Origin of the sequence: Scandinavium manionii, assembly GCF_024764775.1 — a bacterium.
GTDB lineage: Bacteria > Pseudomonadota > Gammaproteobacteria > Enterobacterales > Enterobacteriaceae > Scandinavium > Scandinavium manionii.
Window position 1 is genome coordinate 611,308 of sequence record NZ_JALIGC010000040.1, and the last position, 18,312, is coordinate 629,619.

15 protein-coding genes are annotated in these 18,312 nt (G+C 56.1%); 3 read left to right on the forward strand and 12 right to left on the reverse strand.

What is annotated here, in order from left to right; translation table 11 throughout:
• Positions 1-2 precede the first annotated feature (2 nt).
• Genes MUU51_RS20655 through MUU51_RS20670 form a run of 4 tightly spaced genes read right to left on the reverse strand, consistent with a single transcriptional unit; the run spans position 3 to position 4,651 of the window.
• Complete coding sequence (locus MUU51_RS20655) at positions 3-902, reverse strand: carbamate kinase (RefSeq protein WP_258968492.1); 900 nt, start codon at positions 900-902, stop codon at positions 3-5.
• Positions 899-1,714: an oxamate carbamoyltransferase subunit AllH family protein gene (locus MUU51_RS20660; protein WP_258968493.1), complete on the reverse strand. Its 816-nt coding sequence runs from the start codon at positions 1,712-1,714 to the stop codon at positions 899-901. The genes MUU51_RS20655 and MUU51_RS20660 overlap by 4 nt, the downstream gene beginning before the upstream one ends.
• The gene (locus tag MUU51_RS20665) at positions 1,715-2,974 is read right to left on the reverse strand and encodes a YlbE family protein (RefSeq protein ID WP_159772895.1); all 1,260 of its coding nucleotides are present in this window, start codon (positions 2,972-2,974) and stop codon (positions 1,715-1,717) included.
• 9 nt (positions 2,975-2,983) lie between these two features.
• Positions 2,984-4,651: an acyl-CoA synthetase FdrA gene (locus MUU51_RS20670; protein ID WP_258968494.1), complete on the reverse strand. Its 1,668-nt coding sequence runs from the start codon at positions 4,649-4,651 to the stop codon at positions 2,984-2,986.
• Positions 4,652-4,963: 312 nt separating this feature from the next.
• Between MUU51_RS20670 and allD the strand changes: the two genes are divergently transcribed.
• Genes allD through allE form a run of 3 tightly spaced genes read left to right on the forward strand, consistent with a single transcriptional unit; the run spans position 4,964 to position 8,056 of the window.
• Positions 4,964-6,013, forward strand: coding sequence for an ureidoglycolate dehydrogenase (allD, locus tag MUU51_RS20675; RefSeq protein ID WP_258968495.1), 1,050 nt, complete (start codon positions 4,964-4,966; stop codon positions 6,011-6,013).
• Positions 6,014-6,029: 16 nt separating this feature from the next.
• Positions 6,030-7,268, forward strand: a complete 1,239-nt coding sequence (allC, locus tag MUU51_RS20680) for an allantoate deiminase (RefSeq protein WP_258968496.1) — start codon at positions 6,030-6,032, stop codon at positions 7,266-7,268.
• A 2-nt stretch (positions 7,269-7,270) separates the two neighbouring features.
• The gene (gene allE, locus MUU51_RS20685; RefSeq protein ID WP_258968497.1) at positions 7,271-8,056 is read left to right on the forward strand and encodes a (S)-ureidoglycine aminohydrolase; all 786 of its coding nucleotides are present in this window, start codon (positions 7,271-7,273) and stop codon (positions 8,054-8,056) included.
• Between the two features lie 58 nt (positions 8,057-8,114).
• Here allE and glxK read toward each other — a convergent pair whose 3' ends face one another.
• The 8 genes from glxK to allR all read right to left on the reverse strand — a co-directional run bounded on the left by glxK (position 8,115) and on the right by allR (position 18,237).
• Positions 8,115-9,257, reverse strand: coding sequence for a glycerate 3-kinase (gene glxK / locus MUU51_RS20690; RefSeq protein WP_159772879.1), 1,143 nt, complete (start codon positions 9,255-9,257; stop codon positions 8,115-8,117).
• Between the two features lie 23 nt (positions 9,258-9,280).
• Entirely contained in the window at positions 9,281-10,582 is a 1,302-nt protein-coding gene (locus MUU51_RS20695) for a uracil/xanthine transporter (protein WP_159772876.1), read from the reverse strand.
• A gap of 54 nt (positions 10,583-10,636) precedes the next feature.
• Positions 10,637-11,998 carry an allantoinase AllB gene (allB, locus tag MUU51_RS20700; protein WP_258968498.1) on the reverse strand — a complete coding sequence of 454 codons (1,362 nt, stop codon included), beginning with the start codon at positions 11,996-11,998 and terminating at the stop codon, positions 10,637-10,639.
• Positions 11,999-12,047: 49 nt separating this feature from the next.
• Positions 12,048-13,502: an allantoin transporter gene (locus tag MUU51_RS20705; protein WP_258968499.1), complete on the reverse strand. Its 1,455-nt coding sequence runs from the start codon at positions 13,500-13,502 to the stop codon at positions 12,048-12,050.
• Between the two features lie 99 nt (positions 13,503-13,601).
• Positions 13,602-14,480, reverse strand: a complete 879-nt coding sequence (gene glxR / locus MUU51_RS20710; RefSeq protein ID WP_258968500.1) for a 2-hydroxy-3-oxopropionate reductase — start codon at positions 14,478-14,480, stop codon at positions 13,602-13,604.
• A 279-nt stretch (positions 14,481-14,759) separates the two neighbouring features.
• Positions 14,760-15,539 carry a hydroxypyruvate isomerase gene (gene hyi, locus MUU51_RS20715; protein ID WP_159772864.1) on the reverse strand — a complete coding sequence of 260 codons (780 nt, stop codon included), beginning with the start codon at positions 15,537-15,539 and terminating at the stop codon, positions 14,760-14,762.
• Positions 15,540-15,551: 12 nt separating this feature from the next.
• A complete protein-coding gene (gene gcl, locus MUU51_RS20720) occupies positions 15,552-17,333 on the reverse strand; it encodes a glyoxylate carboligase (protein ID WP_258968501.1) in 1,782 nt (593 codons plus the stop codon).
• Positions 17,334-17,418: 85 nt separating this feature from the next.
• Positions 17,419-18,237 carry an HTH-type transcriptional repressor AllR gene (allR, locus tag MUU51_RS20725; RefSeq protein WP_159772858.1) on the reverse strand — a complete coding sequence of 273 codons (819 nt, stop codon included), beginning with the start codon at positions 18,235-18,237 and terminating at the stop codon, positions 17,419-17,421.
• Positions 18,238-18,312: the final 75 nt, after the last annotated feature.

The following is an 18,312-nucleotide window of genomic DNA, read 5'->3' on the forward strand; positions in this document are numbered from 1 at the left end:
ACTCATTCCAGGCTAATACAGGTTCCCGCCTGCCCGGCCAGTGTCTCCTCAATGCGCGACAGGGCGCCAATCCACGCAGGTTTTCCGAGACGGGTCACGAACCCGCTGACCGCAGCGACTTTTGGTCCCATCGCGCCATCGGCTTTGGCAAACGGGGCCAGCTCCTGCGGCGTGGCCTGGCGGATCGCCCGTTGTTGCGGCGTGCCCCAGTGTTGATACACCGCATCCGCATCAGTCAGGATAACCAACCCGTCGGCCTGAATATGTTCAGCTAACAGCGCCGCCGCCAGGTCTTTGTCAATCACCGCTTCCGCCCCTGCCCCGCTTTCCAGCACTGGCACACCGCCGCCGCCGCTGCAAATCACCACGTGTCCGGCCTGTAACAGCAGCTCGATGGCGTTGATATCCATGATCTGCTGCGGGACCGGCGACGGCACCACGCGGCGCAAATGCTTGCCATCACGCTTCATGGTCCAGTCGTGACGGGCTTCCAGCTGCGTTTGCTGCTCAGGCGCATACACCGGGCCGATAAATTTCTCCGGATCGCTGAATGCCGGGTCATCTTTCGCCACCGCTATGCGTGTCATCACCGTGGTCACCGGCGGCATGTCTGCCTCAGTGCTCAGACGCTGGGACAGCATATAGCCAATCATGCCCTGGCTTTCTGCCACCAGTACATCAAGCGGGTACGGCGTGACGCTCTCCTGATAGGCGAGATTTTGCAGAGCTAACAACCCAACCTGCGGGCCGTTACCGTGCACAATCGCCAGTCGATAGTGCTTTGCCAACCGTGCCAGGGCAGGCACTGCGCTGTCGATATTGCGATACTGATTTTCTACGGTTAGCGCTTCTCCGCGCTGAAGTAATGCATTGCCGCCGAGGGCAACCACCAGAGTTTTCATTGTGTTCCCTTGATAATCTGTTGTGCAGCCCAGAACCCCAGCAACGTATCAGCCCCGGAGGTATGTCCGAGCGCCAACACGGCCGCAATGGCTTCATCCAGGCGTCGTTGACGGCTCAGGGCATGGGCGAAATGCAGCAACGGTGAGGAAAAACAGCCCATCGCCGCAGAGTGCAAGTAATTGACGCTCACGGCAGTCGTCACCTCGTTCAGTGCACTGGACGCGGCAAAAAATGGCGCGGCGCGTGAAAGGTTCAGCGCACCGAAATACCAGGCCGCCAGTAACATCCCGGTCAGCGTATCGTCATGGCTTGGCGTGAGGCCGGGACCTTTGCCCAGCCACACCCGCCAGTCAACCACCTGCCCGTTCAGTGCCACGCCAAAGGCATGCGCAAACTGGCGCAACTCATTGGGCAACGGCTGCATTGATGCCTTCCATAACGGACCAAACAGCCCGGTTTCTGCCGCATGCTGCATCTCGCTGGTCGCTAAACGATACGGCGTAGAGGGCGACACGAGGCGCAGTGAGCAACGCCGTTGCGGCGAGCAAATGACATAACCGCCCAGCATCAGCGAATGCGCATCTGACCCCACCCGGCTAGCCGGGCCGATCGCCTGATGCAACCGATCAAAATCATGGGCGCGTAGCACCCATCCGGCAGGGCTAACCCCACTCCCGATACGATGCAGCGTCAACATCGCCCCGCCGCCACTCTGCAGATTGATACTGCGCCGCCAGATACCTGCCAGCCGCCAGGGCTGCTCGGGATGCGTGGCCTGCAGGCTGCCGATAAGTGGCGCAATAAGACGCATTTAGTTCACGCCCAGCTCATCGGCCAGCGCCAGCAGCGCCTGCTCGAAGCAGCCCAGCGGCGCCCTGACCGTACCCGCGCCAATCTGGCCAATCCCGGCCTCCTTGTGAGCAATCCCGGTATTGATCAACGGAGTGATCCCGGTTTCCACCACTCGCCGGATGTCCAGCCCCAGACAGGCCCCCTGGAAATCCCAGCCGGGGATTTGCAGCTGCATGTTGCGCTCGACGAAGATTTCCGCCATTTCCTCGGAAACTGACTTCGCCGCCTCCATGCCCCCGGCACCGACAAAACGCGTCACCCCCGGGGCCGCAATCATCGCTGCTCCGCCAATACCAAAGGTTTCGGTAATGGCGCTGTCCCCCATATCCGGGTTGGCCTGCTGCTGGCTGAAGCCGGTGAAGAACAACCCCTGCGGCGTATTGACCGGCGCGGTAAACCAACGATCACCCAGCCCGCTAACGCGAATGCCGAATTGATTACCGTTGCGGGTCATGGCGGTCACGATGCTGCCTGCCCGCACCTGCGCGCCAGCGTCCATCGCCGCTTTGCAGTAAGCCATCGCCACGTTGAGGAAGAACTGATCGGTGAGGCTAAGGAAATCGAGGACTTCGGCAATCTGCTGCTTATCATGATTCAGACGGGCAATCTGCGGGGCCAGCACGCGCATCAACAGCGCCGAGGTGGCGATATTGCGCTGATGAAATTCATCACCCATGGTGATGCCCTGCGCCATCATGGCGGTCAGATCGATGCCACGTTCAAAGGTGCCCAGCGCTGCGCTCAGTACCGGCCCCAGCACGTCGCGCATCCAACACAGCCGCTGTTGAACGTCCTCGCCATACGCGCCAAAGCGCATCACTTTGCCGATTCCTTCGTTTAGATTACAAAAAGCGCGGTTGCCGTCGGTAATGTTCTCCACCACCAGCATCGGCATACTGGCGGAGGTGATGCCCCCCATCGGCCCCACTGCGTTGACGTGATGGCAAGGGATAAACGTGACCTGCCCGTTTTCAAGCAACGCCAGCGCACTGTGCTCATTGGCGGCCCAACCTTCAAACAGGCAGGCCCCAATGCAGGCCCCTTTCATCGGGCCGGTCATCTCCTGCCAGCGCATTGGCGGCCCGGCATGCAGCAACGTTTTTCCCTGATTAAGCACAGAGATAAGCGAGGCGGCAGGTTTGACGTCAAGCCAGTGAGGACGCGCCTGACGAATACGTTCGATTACTGCGACATTGGCTTGCGCCACGGATGTAAACATTGGAACCCCTTATTGCAAACGTTCTAATAAACGCGCCAGTTGTTGATTGCCGCCCGCAACGGGCACCCACGAGTAATGCACCACAGGGGTGTCAGCCGCCTGTAAATCCAGAGCAAAACTGCGCAGCCCGGCATTGATCACCGCCACGCCTTCCAGCAGCGCCGCTGTACTTTCTGCGAGGTGGACCGGACGTGGGCGCAGTAATTCCACCGCCAGCAGGGTCGCTTCTGGCAGAGAATTGACTACCGCTACCCCGGCATCTTCCAGAATGGCAATTTGCATCGAACGCACCTGCGGATCGCGCTCGGTGCCGGTGACGGTGACGATAACCTGAAGTGGATGCGCGGCGCTGCGTCCCGCCTGTGCTTTGCCGATGGCCTCCACCAGCGGCCCGGCAGGATCGTCGGTCGCGCCATAGCCGAGCACCACATCGAGCAACAGAACGCTGACGTCCGGTTGCTGTCCCAGGCTGGCGACCAGTTGGTTACGCAGGGACGGGTCGATCATCGGGTGCGGGCGACCCACGGTGTAAAAATCATCGCCCAGATCGATAACCTGATGTCCTTGTGCATCCAGCATCATGCCGTGATGATGCTGCGGGTCAGGTTCGATCCCGAGATGGCTGGCCAGCAGCATTGCGGCTTCTGCAGCCAGGGTGCCGCCGGTGTACAGTCCGCGCAAAACGCCGCCGGCAGCCGGCTCGCAGGTATCTACGCGGCTCGCAACGCGTGAAAGCAAACAGGCCAGCCGGGCTGCCTCATCCAGAGTGGCGGCAAACCAGACGTTTTCATCGTGGGCAACCGGAGAGACATAGCCGAGGAATAGCGCCACCACCGGTTTCCCGCTGGCTTTCATCGCCTGAATGACCCGATGTCGCACGGTTACTGCGGGAGGTTTGGACACAAAGGCCAGTACCTGGCTTGGCGCATCGCTCGCCAACATCTCCAGTGCAGTCAGAGCACTGATGCCCCCGACCTGCTCACTGAGGTCACGCCCACCCAGGCCAATGGCGTGGGTTATTCCTTCTCCGGCGAGGACGATTTGCGACGTGAGCTCCTGGATACCGGTCCCGGAAGCACCGATAACCCCGATGTTTCCCTTGGGCATGACGTTAGCGAAAGCCAGCGGCGTCCCGGCCAAAATCGAGGTGCCACAATCTGGCCCCATCACGAGCAGCCCGCGTTCACGGGCTCGCGTTTTGAGTGCAATTTCATCGTCGAGCGTGACGTTATCGGAAAATATCATCACGTTTTTGCCGCTTTCCAGCGCCTGATGCGCCAGCCCGGCGGCATACTCTCCGGCAATGGAGATCAGCAGTAAATTGGCCTGGGGCAGCTTCTGACAGGCGCTTTCCCAGCGTTTCACCTGGACCAGCGACTGACCGCTCCCCGCTCCCTGAGCCAGGGCTACCAGCGCGGCATCGAGTTGTTCAACAATCTGCTGAGTAACCGTCGTGTCCTCGGCCAGAGTGCGAATCGCCACGCAGATATCATTTGGCGTCGCCTGCTGGAAATCGTCATGCCAAAAACCGGTGGTTTCCAGCAAGGCTTTATTGGCGGGCGTGCCCATCATTACCGACACGTCCTCTACGCTTTCTGATTCGCTTAATTTACGAGAAATAATCATTAAGCTGACCGAATCCTGAAAGCACCCTTTTTTTATAAAGGCATGGATCATAACCACTCCCCAATAATTACGCCGTGCATAAAACACTGGCGCTGTTAATTTAGTTCAAGGCTATACAGCAAAAGAGTAATTAAAGGTGACAGGCATCACACCCCGTTTATTACACGAATTATTTGAACAGTCCCTCGGGTATTACCTGTGTAATTTTAAAAAACCGACTCATTAAAAGCTTCGATAAAAACAAACTGGATTATTAAATTAATTCTAACTATCTGAATTTATCAATCCGGATCACATATTCGATTTATTTTCACGGTATGTTGGCGCTCATTCAGCTCTCCACCGTCGTAAAAAGGAAGACCGATGAAAGTCAGCCGGGAAACACTCTTTCAACTTATTCAGCAGAAGTTGACCAAAGCAGGGCTTAATAGCGACCAAGCCGCCACCGTTGCCGAAGTACTGGTGTTTGCGGATGCGCGGGGTATCCATTCTCATGGCGCCGTCCGCGTGGAGTATTACGCCGAGCGCATTTCCAAAGGCGGCACTAACCGCAAACCGGTCTTCCAGATGGAACAAACCGGCCCCTGCTCTGCCGTGCTTCATGCGGATAACGCGGCTGGTCAGGTTGCCGCCAAGCGGGGGATGCTGCACGCCATCGAACTGGCCCAGGAAAAAGGCGTGGCAGTGGTCGGCATCAGCCGGATGGGCCACAGTGGCGCTATCTCCTATTTCGTGCAGCAAGCTGCCCGGGCGGGGATGATCGGCATTTCGCTGTGCCAGTCCGATCCGATGGTGGTGCCGTTTGGCGGGGCAGAGATTTACTATGGTACCAACCCGCTGGCCTTCGCCGCACCGGGTGAAAACGGCGATATCATGACCTTTGACATGGCGACCACCGTGCAGGCGTGGGGAAAAATTCTTGATGCCCGCTCGCGTCAGGAACCCATCCCCGCGACCTGGGCCGTCGACAGCCACGGGGCCCCTACTACCGATCCGTTTGCCGTCCACGCGCTGCTGCCCGCCGCCGGGCCAAAAGGTTACGGACTGATGATGATGATTGACGTACTGTCCGGTATTTTGCTCGGATTACCGTTCGGCAAACAGGTCAGTTCAATGTATGACGATTTAAGCCACGGACGAAATCTCGGACAATTACATATTGTCATTAACCCAGCCTTTTTCTCCTCGAGTGAATTGTTTCGCCAGCATTTAAGTCAAACCATGAGTGAATTAAATGCCATTCAGCCCGCACCAGGGTTTAACCAGGTGTATTACCCTGGGCAAAATTTAGATCTTTATGAAAAGGAATCAACAACCCATGGCATAGAGATTGTTGATGATATTTATGACTATCTGGTTTCAGACGCGATATATACCCGCTCGTATGAGACGAAAAATCCGTTTGCCCAGTAATAACAGGTTTTAATATATGGATAACGTATTTCGCAAAGCGATAGAAGACACGCTGCCATGGCTTTCAACTTTCGGTGCCGACCCGAGTGGCGGAATAACCCGTTTACTTTATTCGCCGCAGTGGCTGGAGACCCAGCAACAATTCCGGCAGCGGATGGCCGACGATGGGCTGGAAACCCGGTTTGACGCAGTCGGAAACCTGTTCGCCCGCCTGCCGGGCACCCGCTATCCCGATGAGGTGATCCTCAGCGGTTCGCATATTGATAGCGTGGTCAACGGCGGCAATCTCGACGGTCAGTTCGGCGCGCTGGCCGCCTGGCTGGCTATTCGCTGGTTGAAAGAGACCTACGGCTTACCGCTGCGCAGCCTGGAAATGGTGGCGATGGCGGAGGAAGAAGGCAGCCGCTTCCCGTATGTGTTCTGGGGTAGCAAAAACATCATGGGCGAGGCCAACCCCGCCGACGTGCGTGATATCAGCGACGCGCAGGGCATTGGCTTTGTCGAGGCAATGCACGCCTGCGGCTTTGCCCTGCCTGCCGCGACTCTCCCGGCACGCAAGGACATCAAAGCCTTTGTCGAGCTGCATATCGAGCAGGGGCGAACTCTCGAAACCCACCAGCAGGCGATTGGCGTGGTGCATGCAATTGTCGGCCAGCGCCGTTATACGGTCACGCTCTGCGGTGAGTCTAACCACGCGGGCAGCACGCCGATGAGCTATCGCCGCGATACGGTGCACGCTTTTAGCCGCATCTGCAGTGAATCTGTCGCCAAAGCGCGGGCGGAGGGCGATCCGCTGGTACTGACCTTCGGCAAGGTCGAGCCGCAGCCCAATACCGTGAACGTCGTGCCGGGTAAAACGCTTTTTACCATCGACTGCCGTCACACTGACGCCCAGGTGCTACAGCAATTTACCGAGCGCCTTGAAGCGAATATGCGCCAGATTTGCCAGCAGGAAAATGTCGACATCGATATTGACTTGTGGATGGACGAAGCCCCGGTGCCGATGGACGCCAACCTGGTGGCGCAACTTACCGCCCTGTGTAAATCGGAAAACCTCAACTACCGCGTCATGCACAGCGGTGCAGGCCATGATGCGCAAATTTTTGCCCCGCATGTCCCGACCTGCATGATTTTTATCCCCAGCATCGGAGGCATCAGCCATAACCCGGCAGAACGTACTCACATGACCGATCTGGCGGAAGGCGTCAAAACGCTGGCGCTGATGCTTTATCAATTGGCTTATAAGGAACTGTAACAATGGGATATCTGAATAACGTTATCGGCTACCGGGATGATTTACTGGCCAGCCGTTCCATCGTCCGCCATGGTAACTATGCCCTGCTGACGCCAGATGGTCTGGTGAAAAATATCATTCCTGGCTTTGAAGGTTGCGACGTCACGATCCTCTCCACGCCGAAGCTGGGGGCGACCTTCGTTGATTACCTTGTCACTCTGCATCAGGATGGCGGCAACACGACGGGCTTTGGTGGCGAAGGCATCGAAACGTTCCTCTATGTTATCGAGGGCAGCATTAGCGTCGAAGCCGGTGGTGAGCGTTTTGCGCTGACACAGGGTGGCTATCTGTACTGCCCGCCGGATATGCTGATGACCTTTAAAAATCAGCAGGCTGCCGACAGTCAGATATTTCTCTATAAGCGCCGCTATGTTCCGGCTGCGGGTCACGCGCCGTATCGGGTCTGCGGCAATGCCAGCCAGCTGGAGCAAATCCATTATGAGGGCATGGACGACGTCATTCTGCTCGATTTCCTGCCTAAAGAATTGGGCTTTGACATGAACATGCACATCCTGTCGTTTGCACCGGGCGCCAGCCACGGTTATATCGAAACGCATGTGCAGGAACACGGGGCCTACATTCTTTCCGGTCAGGGGGTGTATAACCTCGATAACAACTGGGTGCCGGTGAAAAAAGGCGATTACATCTTTATGGGTGCGTACTCGCTGCAAGCGGGCTATGGCGTTGGGCGTGGGGAAGCCTTCAGCTATATCTATTCGAAAGACTGTAACCGCGACGTGGAAATTTAGTTTAGCTATGTTGGCTTGAGTTTGTTCTGTTTAGCCACGGCAAGCGCCGTGGCTTTTTTTACGCCATCAACTGACCGATCCTGATGGCACAGGCAATGTTTCGCGCACAGTGATAGAGATTGTTTTGGCCATCGGCCAATACCTCGGGCAGCGGTGCAAGGCGCGGTAAAATGCTGAAAACCGCGTCGATACCGTGCTGATGAATCACCTCCACGCCCTCACCTAGCACGCCCGCAATGCCGATCACCGGCACGTTAAACTGCTTCGCCACCCGGGCCACTCCCATCGGGGCTTTACCGCCGACGGTTTGTGAATCGATGCGCCCTTCCCCGGTTAGCACCAGCGTCGCCCCGTCAATTGCCTGCGCCAGACCTACCGCCTCAATCACGATATCAATCCCCGGTTTGAGCTGCGCATTAAGGAACACCACAGCGGCAATGCCCATCCCACCCGCGGCACCGCCGCCCGGGAGCGTGCTTACCTCGACATCGGTCAACGTTTGCAGCACCCCGGCATAGCGGGTCAAACCGCGCTCAAGCGTCTCAACCATACCCGGTGTAGCCCCTTTTTGCGGGCCAAACACCGTGGCCGCCCCGCGCGGGCCAATCAGCGGATTATCCACATCGCAGGCCACTTCTATCCGACACTTTTTCAGCAGCGGATCTAACCCCTGCAGATCAACCCGCTCCACGTGCAACAGGGCCCCGCCGCTGGCTGACAGTTCCTTACCCTGAGCGTCAAAAAAACGTGCGCCCAGCGCCTGCGCCATGCCCATACCGCCGTCTACGGTGGCGCTGCCGCCGATACCCAAAATGATATGCCCGATCCCGGCCCGTAGCGCGTGACGGATAAGCTCCCCGGTGCCGTAGCTAGTCGCTCGCAGCGGGTTTCGCGCGTCAGGCTCCACCAGCATCAACCCGCTGGCCGCGGCCATCTCAATCACCGCCGTTGCGCCATCCCCGGTCACGCCGTAGAACGCCTCAACCGGCGTTCCCTGCGGGCCAGTGACCGTCACCGGGACAGTCAGTCCCGAGGTGGCGGCGACCATCGCCTCAACGGTGCCTTCGCCGCCATCGGCAATCGGTAAACACTGATATTCCGCGTCGGGAAAAATAGCGGAGAAGCCCGCCTGGATTGCTTGTGCGCATTTTTGCGCACTGAGGCTTTCTTTGAATGAATCAGGGGCAATCACAATTTTCATGCTACATCCTTACGGTAGGGAGATTATTTCAGCCGTTGCCACGGAATGAGGTTGTCCATCGCCAGAGCCAGCAAAATGCCGACCAGCAAACCATTACTCAGTAACGGCCGCACGATCAGCGGTACCGCCTGTAAATAGAGCGGCGGCAAGCCCATCAGGAAAATACCGGCGAACAGCGGCAGCGCCAGACGGTAGCAATTGCGTGGGGTCAGGGTCAGTTGTTGACTGAAAGCCAAACTTGAATAGAGCAGCGGCAGATAGGACACCAGCATGACCGCACTGCTGACCGCCAGAGGTAAAGTGCAAAACAGTCGCGTCAGCGGGGGAAATACCGCCACCGCCAGACAACACAGGCTACCGATGACAAAAGCGCGCCGCGTGCTGTCGCCGGTCTGGGTAATCAGCCCAATGGAAGAAACAAACGGAGAGAACGGCACCACACCAAGCGGAACGGTGAGCACGGTCATCGCCCCAGAAACGATAAAACTGCGGGAATACGGCGAAGTGCCTGCTGTTTTCTGCGGATAAAAAACGTCCGTACCGCGTAATGCCCCGTAGGTATTCGAGACGTTAACGATACCCGCCAGCAGTGCGGTCAGGATAATGCCGGGCTTCAATTCACCGCCATGGCCCAGCGGGAAGAACTGCCAGTGTGCGCCCGGGTCGCTGATTGACGGCGCGGAATAGCACAAACGCCAGACGACCCAGCCCACCAGCGTTCCCACCAACAGTGCGTAGCGGGACACCCGAGGCGGCAGCAAAATAATCATCCCGATCACCAGCAACATCACCGCCAGCGCCAGCAGAAAAGGCAGCATCTGCACGCCTTGTGCCACGTGGCCTGCGCCGAACGGCAGCCCAAGCATGCCTTTGAAAAAGATACTTGTGAGCTGCGCGCCGAGCAGCAGCATAAACACAACCATCACCGCCGGGCTGAACCAGCCAGCCAGCCGCTGGCCAAGCCCACTCGCGCCCAATACCAGCGTGAGGATCCCGGAGCAGCCAATCCCCACCGCCAGGCTCCAGGCAATGCTGTCGACCGGTGTGCCGCGCGCGGTTTCCGCGAGGGTGACGGTTAAAATAGTGCCCCACCACAACCCGGTTGGCCCTTCCATGATTGCCCGTTGATGCCCCAGAAAAGCCTGTGCCAGGCAGGCCAACGCGGTGCTGAGAAAAGCGAACTGGATCAGGGTAAACAGGGCGGCATCGGGAAGCTGAAAGGCCGATTGCAGCGTCGGTGGAACCACGACGGTATTGCAGAAAATAAAGAAAAACCACTGGAAACCGGACAGCGCACTATCGCGGCTTAAAGACACATTCATCATCACGTTACCCAGAAAAAAGCATGCCCATCCCAGGGATGGGCATGCATGACCGCGTTATTGCTGGTGTTTAAGAATGAACTGACCTTTCGGCGCGATTGGGAAGCCCGCTTCGATGTCGTAAATCACATCGCCGCGCAGCAGCGTTTTGGTAATACGCGCGCCGATAGTGCGGCCCACGTACGGGCTGACTTTATGACGGTATTCCAGATCCTCATTTTTCAGCACATAGCTGCTATTCGGCTGAATAAACACCAGATCGGCATCTTTGCCTGGGGCAATTCGGCCTTTGTTCTGCAAGCCGAAAATGTCGGCCGCATTGGTGGCCATCAGCTTGCCGAACATCGCCAGCGACATGCCGCGCTTTTGCACCGCTTCGTCAAACATCACGTCCATACAGCTTTGCAGACCGGCAATGCCGCCCCACGCCTGCATGATGTTGCCTGCTTTCATATCCGGCGGGCATGGCGAGTGGTCAGAGACCAGGCAGTCGATTTCACCATTGAACAGTTTGTCCCACATACCTTTCTGATTTTGCGCATCGCGGATAGGCGGCGAGCATTTTGCCAGGGTGCCAATGGCTTCAAACTGATCGGTATCCAGCACGAAGTAATGCGGGCACGATTCGCAGGTCACGTCCTGGCCTTCCTGACGGGCGCGAGTCACTTCCGCCACGCCTTCCGGGCTGCTGACGTGGCACACGTGCAGGCGACAACCGGCAGACTTCGCCAGATACAGGACGCGACGAATGGCTTCCACTTCGGTAAACACCGGACGCGATGCCACATAATCATGGGCGGTCACGCGGCCTTCTTTTTTGGCTTCCTCACCCAGCTCGTCGCAAATCAGCGCGTTTTCGCAATGCACCAGCACCGGCTGCCCAAGCTTCGCCAGCGTCTGCGCGCCTTTATAAAATTGCCAGTCGTTCACATCACGGAAATCGTTGTCGATGCCACGATCGCCGCAGGTGGCGACGAAGCATTTGAAGCCAACCACGCCGACTTCATCGAGTTCGTGCAGACGGTCAAGGTTGTAGGACACCAGCCCGCCAAGCTGCGCGGCGTCAATGGTGAGCTTGCCCGCAGCGGCGTCGAATTTCAGTTCAATACTGGCGCGGTCGACGGTGGCTGGCAGCTGGTTGAGGGGCATTTCAATCATGGTCGTAATGCCGCCCTTCGCCGCCGCACGCGTTCCGGTGGCATAGCCTTCCCAGTGGGAGCGGCCCGGCTCAGAAATGTGGGTATGCGCATCCACCATTCCGGGTGAAACCACTAATCCGCTGGCGTCCATCACCTCTTTGGCCTCGCCCAGATCTTCGCCAAGAGCAACGATTTTGCCGTCTCGGACAGCGATATCAATCACTCGGGCTTCATTTTCCAGAATAACAGTGCCGTTTTTAATAATCAGATCGTAAGACATAATATTCTCCGTGTAGGTACAGTTGTTTTTATTTACGCATTGCCTGGTGCTAGCTTGCTACATGTTGTTTAGGAGCCGGTTCATTCACCACTCGTTTTTTCAATAAGGCGTAAGCGACAAATGCAAATATGACGCCGACAAACCATGAAACGCGGGATAACGGTTCCAGCAGAGGGATGAATTTTCCACCGAGGGATAAAATAACAGCGGCAACGGTGACGGAAAACGCCGTCAGGTTAAAACCGTTATCGTAATATTTATAATCGCCGGCGGAGGTATACAATTCATCAAGATTAATATTCCCACGCATGACCACAAAATAATGGGCCATCATGACACCAATCACCGGACCTAACATGCCGCCGATAATATCGAGGAATAAATAGATGCTGTTCTGATTTTCCATGAGCTTCCACGGGCAAATCAGCAGACTAATAATACTGGCAATCAGTACGCCGTTTTTATACGTCAGTTTGGTCGGAGCAATCGCGGCAATTTGATAGCCTGCCGGAATAATATTCCCGGTGGCGTTAGTCGAAATCGTGGTCATCAGAATAACCAGCACCGCAAAGAATGAGGCAAACAGGCTGTCCCATTTCTGCACAATGTCCAGCACGTTCCAGGTGTCCATACCGTAATGGATACTGGCTCCGGCAATAATGCACACACCGGCCACCGCAAACAGCACGTAGGCCACAACCAACCCCAGCGTTTGTCCCAGCGCATGAGCACGAAACGAGGACGCGTTTTGCGTAAAGTCAGAGGCGCTTACCGCAGGTGCCGCCCAAACCGCCACTACCGCGTTGATCACCACCAGAAACAGGAAACCGCTGTGCTCAGCTTTCTGCACTCCGGTCGGCAAATAATCCAGAATCGGGCCGATACCGGTTAATGAAATCGCCCAGATAGCCATACCGCCAAACACGATATAGATGCAGGGATTAAGGATCGCGGTGAACTTATTCAGCACTTTCCCGCCACCAAAACCGATGCCAACGTTAACCAGCCAGAACAGCAGGAACGCAATCAGCCCCGGTAGAGACAGCCCCAGCAGTGTAAAATCGCCGCCCAGTGTCAGGAACGCCGGCCAAATTTTGCCGAGCAGAATAAGAAATGCCAGCGACCCGGCATAGCACTGCAAACCGAACCACATGATGGCCGCGATACCGCCTCGTAAAATGCCAGGAAATAACGCACCACGAATGCCGTAAGACGCACGCAGGATCATCGCAAACGGCACGCCGTATTTACTGCCTGCTGCACCGTTCATGACCATTACTGCTGCAATAAAAAAGGCGCTAATAATAATTGCCAGCATAATATTCAGCGTCGACAACCCGAGAATAAAAAATCCGCCGACCATTACATAATTAGGGACGTTATGAACCGATCCCATCCATAAGGTAAAATAGTTAAAGCTTTTCCAGTTGCGTTGACTTTCAAGTTTGGGTAAGAGATCGTCACTGTAACCGCGTTTTTGGTAAAGACTTCTTTGCTGTTCCATAATGCCCTCTTTTCACGTATCGGAATAACGCTTTCACGGGTTTAGCTATGCGGAACAAAACGATGAAACTTCCCGCCGTCATAGCGGCGGGTTTAATTTTTATGCAATTTTATGGTTGGCCATTAATTCCAGCGCCTGTACCAGAGCCGAGTGATCCAGCTGGCTGCCACCGTTGGCGGCGCAGGTATTAAACAATTCCTGACAGGTCGCGGTGTTCGGTAAATTTACGCCCAGCGCCCTGGCACTTTGCAGCGCAAGGTTAAGGTCTTTCTGATGTAAGGCGATTTTGAAGCCCGGGTTAAAGGTACGCTTGATCATACGCTCGCCGTGTACTTCGAGGATACGTGAAGCGGCAAAACCGCCCATCAACGCCTGGCGCACACGTACCGGATCGGCCCCGGCCTTCGAGGCAAACAGCAACGCTTCCGATACGGCTTCAATGTTCAGCGCCACGATAATCTGGTTCGCCACTTTACAGGTCTGACCGTCACCGTTGCCGCCCACCAGGGTGATATTTTTCCCCATAATCTCAAAGAGCGGTTTCACCTGGTCAAACACATCCTGATCGCCGCCGACCATAATTGAAAGCGTGCCTTCACGAGCGCCTATTTCGCCCCCCGACACTGGCGCATCAAGATATTCACCGCCGAGTTCATTGACCTGCTTTGCAAAGCGCTTGGTTTCAATCGGTGAAATGGAGCTCATATCGACGAGGATTTTGCCCTTCAGCGACGCTTTTGCACAGCCGTGCTCACCAAACAGTACCTCGTCAACCTGAGGGGTATCAGGCACCATAATAAAGATAATGTCTGACGCTTCCGTCACCTGACGCGCCGTCTCGACATTTTTCGCACCGGTTGCCAGCAGTGCCTCAGCCACCGGACCGATGGTGGTCACGTGGAGTGAATGCCCCGCTTGTGCCAGACGCAGCGCCATCGGCGTGCCCATAATGCCCAATCCAATAAATCCCAGTTTCATGCTATTTCCCTCTTCGTTTTCTGAATTCAGGCAACAGTTATCCCGCCGGATTTACGGTGAAATATACCCGTCATACTTCAAGTTGCATGTGCGTTGGCTACGCCTGCTCACCCCAGTCACTGACTTGAGTAAGCTCCAGGGGATTAATGAGAGACATCCTGTCTCTCACCAGAGGCTAGCCTTTGGCTGGTCAAATTCGTTCCCGACGAATTTGTCACAGAGTTACCGCCTTCCTGCAACTCGAATTATTTAGGGTAAAAACGCTGCCTGACAAAAGACTTATTTTAAATAACGACCCATCCAGCCTATTCCGGCTTCGGTGGTGGTGACGGGCTTATATTCGCACCCGACCCAGCCGTCATAATCAGATTGCGCAATCACCTCAAACAGGTAGTCGTAATTAATTTCCCCGGTTCCCGGTTCACCACGATGTGGGTTATCGGCAATTTGCAAATGACCAATATGCTCAGCCTGCTTTTGCATCGTCAGAGTTAATTCCCCTTCCATACGCTGCATATGATAAATGTCATACTGAATTTTGACGTTGCGACAACCGATATCCTCAATCAACGCCAGCGCCTGCTGCGTGCCGGTCAGATGGAAACCCGGGATATCGAAGGTGTTAATTGGCTCAAGCAGCAACAGCAGGTCTTCTTTTGCCAGCACGTTTGCCGCAAAACGCAGGTTATCCACCAGCGTTGTGTGAACCTGTTCCGGGCTGAACTGTGTAGGGGTTTTGCCTACCAGGCAGTTGATTTTGCGGTTACCTAACGCTTTTGCATAACGCACGGCCGCCAGCACGCCTTCTCGAAACTCCGCTTCGCGCCCGGGAATACAGGCTATTCCGCGTTCCCCGGCGGCCCAGTCACCCGCCGGGAGGTTGTGCAGCGTATGTTCCAGAGAGTTCTGCTTCAGGACCTGCTGGAGCACATCAATGTCGTAGTCATACGGGAACATAAATTCGACGCCGCGAAATCCGCAGGCCGCCGCTTTGGCAAAGCGGTCGAGAAAGTCATATTCCGTAAACAGCATCGAGATATTGGCAGAAAAACGTAACATGGTGCGCCTTCCTTAGTGATATTGCATAAAGCAGGTTTCAGTCGGTGCATCGGCGGCACTGTCAGCCGTGGCTTCAAACTCCGTAACGTTATCCAGTTCACTGCCCATCGAAATATTGGTTACGCGCTCAAGGATAACTTCCACCACTACCGGCACGCGATATTGCGCCATCAGGGCCTTAGCCTGCTCAAACGCCGGGGCCAGATCCTGCGGATTAAACACACGAATGGCTTTACAGCCTAAACCTTCAGCCACCTTCACGTGGTCAACGCCATAGCCGTTTACTTCGCTGGAGTTGATGTTTTCGAACGCCAGCTGGACGCAGTAATCCATATCAAAGGCGCGCTGTGACTGGCGGATAAGGCCCAGATAGGCGTTATTCACCAGCACGTGGATATACGGAATGTTGAACTGCGCGCCGACGGCAAGTTCTTCAATCATGAACTGGAAATCGAAGTCGCCAGAAATCGCCACCACTTCACGTTTCGGATCCGCGATGCAAACGCCGAGGGCCGCCGGAAGTGTCCAGCCTAAAGGTCCCGCCTGGCCACAGTTGATCCAGTGACGGTCTTTAAACACATGCAGCATTTGCGCCGCGGCGATTTGCGACAGGCCGATGGTAGTGACGTAGCACACGTCACGGCTGAAGGCTTTGTTCATCTCTTCGTAGACGCGCTGCGGTTTGACCGGCACGTTGTCAAAATGCGTTTTGCGCAGCAGGGTGCGTTTACGCTGCTGGCAGTCGGCTACCCACGCGCCACGACACGGCAACAGCCCTGCTTTTTGCCGCGCTTCCGCCACCTCAACCAGCAGGGTCAGCGCTGCTTTCGCATCGGAGACAATGCCTAAGTCCGGGCACAGCACGCGCCCAATCTGCGTCGGCTCGATGTCGATATGAATGATTTTGCGCCCTTCGGTGTATTTCTCTACCGAGCCAGTATGGCGATTGGCAAAGCGGTTACCAATGCTCAACACCAGGTCGGAGGCCAACAGCGTGGCGTTTCCGTAGCGGTGTGCCGTTTGCAACCCGACCATTCCGGCCATCAGTTCATGATCGTCTGGAATGCAGCCCCAGCCCATCAGGGTTGGGATCACCGGCACCTGCGTCAGCTCGGCAAAACGCTGTAACAGCGCAGCCGCATCGGCATTAATTACCCCGCCCCCGGCGACAATCACCGGATGCTCGGCCTGCATCAGCATGTCGATGGCTCTTTCAATTTGCGCGCGGGAAGCCGCAGGTTTGTAGACCGCCAGCGGTTCGTACATATCAGGATCAAACTCAATTTCTGCCACTTGCACGTCGTACGGCAGGTCGACCAACACCGGGCCAGGGCGGCCTGAGCGCATCAGGTGAAATGCCTGTTGCAGCACGCGCGGCACCAGCGCCGCTTCGCGCACGGTCACAGCCCATTTGCTCACCGGCTTGGCAATGGATTCGATATCCACTGCCTGAAAATCTTCTTTATGCAGACGGGCACGCGGTGCCTGGCCGGTAATGCACAGAATAGGGATTGAATCTGCCGAAGCTGAATACAGCGCGGTTATCATATCTGTCCCTGCCGGGCCAGACGTTCCCAGGCAGACGCCGATATTCCCTGCCATTGCACGAGTGTAACCCTCCGCCATGTGAGAAGCGCCTTCCACGTGGCGCGCCAGTACGTGACGGATACCGCCATGTTGTCGCATTGCAGAATAAAAAGGGTTAATCGCCGCACCCGGCACACCAAATGCGGTGTCCACACCTTCTTTTTCCAGAACATACATTGCCGCATCCACGGCTCTCATTCTTGCCATTTCCGTTTCACCTTATTTTTTGGAAAAATATTCCAACTTTGTAAATCCACCAAAAAAACCCGCTCCGGCGAGCGGGGTGCGACGCTTATGCTCTGGCTGTTTTCAGGCCAAGCGCAGTACTGATATCCATAGCCGTCTGATGTACCAACTCTCCCTGGCTGGCAAAGCGATCCGGCGTTAAGCGTGAGGCAGGTCCAGAAATAGAGATGGCGGCCACCACGCTGCCTACATCATCGTAAATGGCTGAGGCAATACAGTTCAGCCCAATAACGTGCTCTTCCTGATCGATGCAGTAGCCCCGCAGACGCGCGCCCTCCAGGTCCTTTTGCAACACCGGCAGGTCGATAAGGGTCGTCGGCGTAAAGCGCTGCAAACCCGTTTTCAAAATCGCGTCCATCAACGCCTCTTCACCTATCGGATAGAGCAACGCTTTCCCCGCACCGGATGCGTGAAGCGGCAGACGGCTGCCCAGCGGGGCACACATTCTGACCATCGCCTTACACTCCTGCTGCCCTATCAACACCGCTTCGTTACCGTTGCGGATAGCCACGTTCACCGTTTCCCCTGACATCAGCATCAGACGGCGCATAAACGGCCCGGCGACCGACAGGACGTCACGGTTGTGGATGTAGGCCGTGCCGACGTTAAACACGCCCAGCCCGATATGCCACCAGCCTAACTGATTGTCCTGGTAGACAAAATCTGCGTTTTCCAGCACCTTCAGTAAGCGAAAGGCGGTGGTCAGAGGCAAGTCGAGATTCACCGAAATATCGCTAACTGAAGAACTGCCGCCGCTTTTGGCCAGATACTGCATAATCGCGATGCCTCGCTCCAGGGCCTGCGCCCCTTTTTGCGCGGTCGGTTCTGCCAGGCCTGGCCTGCCGCGCCGTCGTACTTCTGTCATTTTTTCCGTCTTCTCCGCCAGCCTACGTTAAGCATAAGTTCGATATCTTATGCAAGATAACCAGCAGCGTCACGG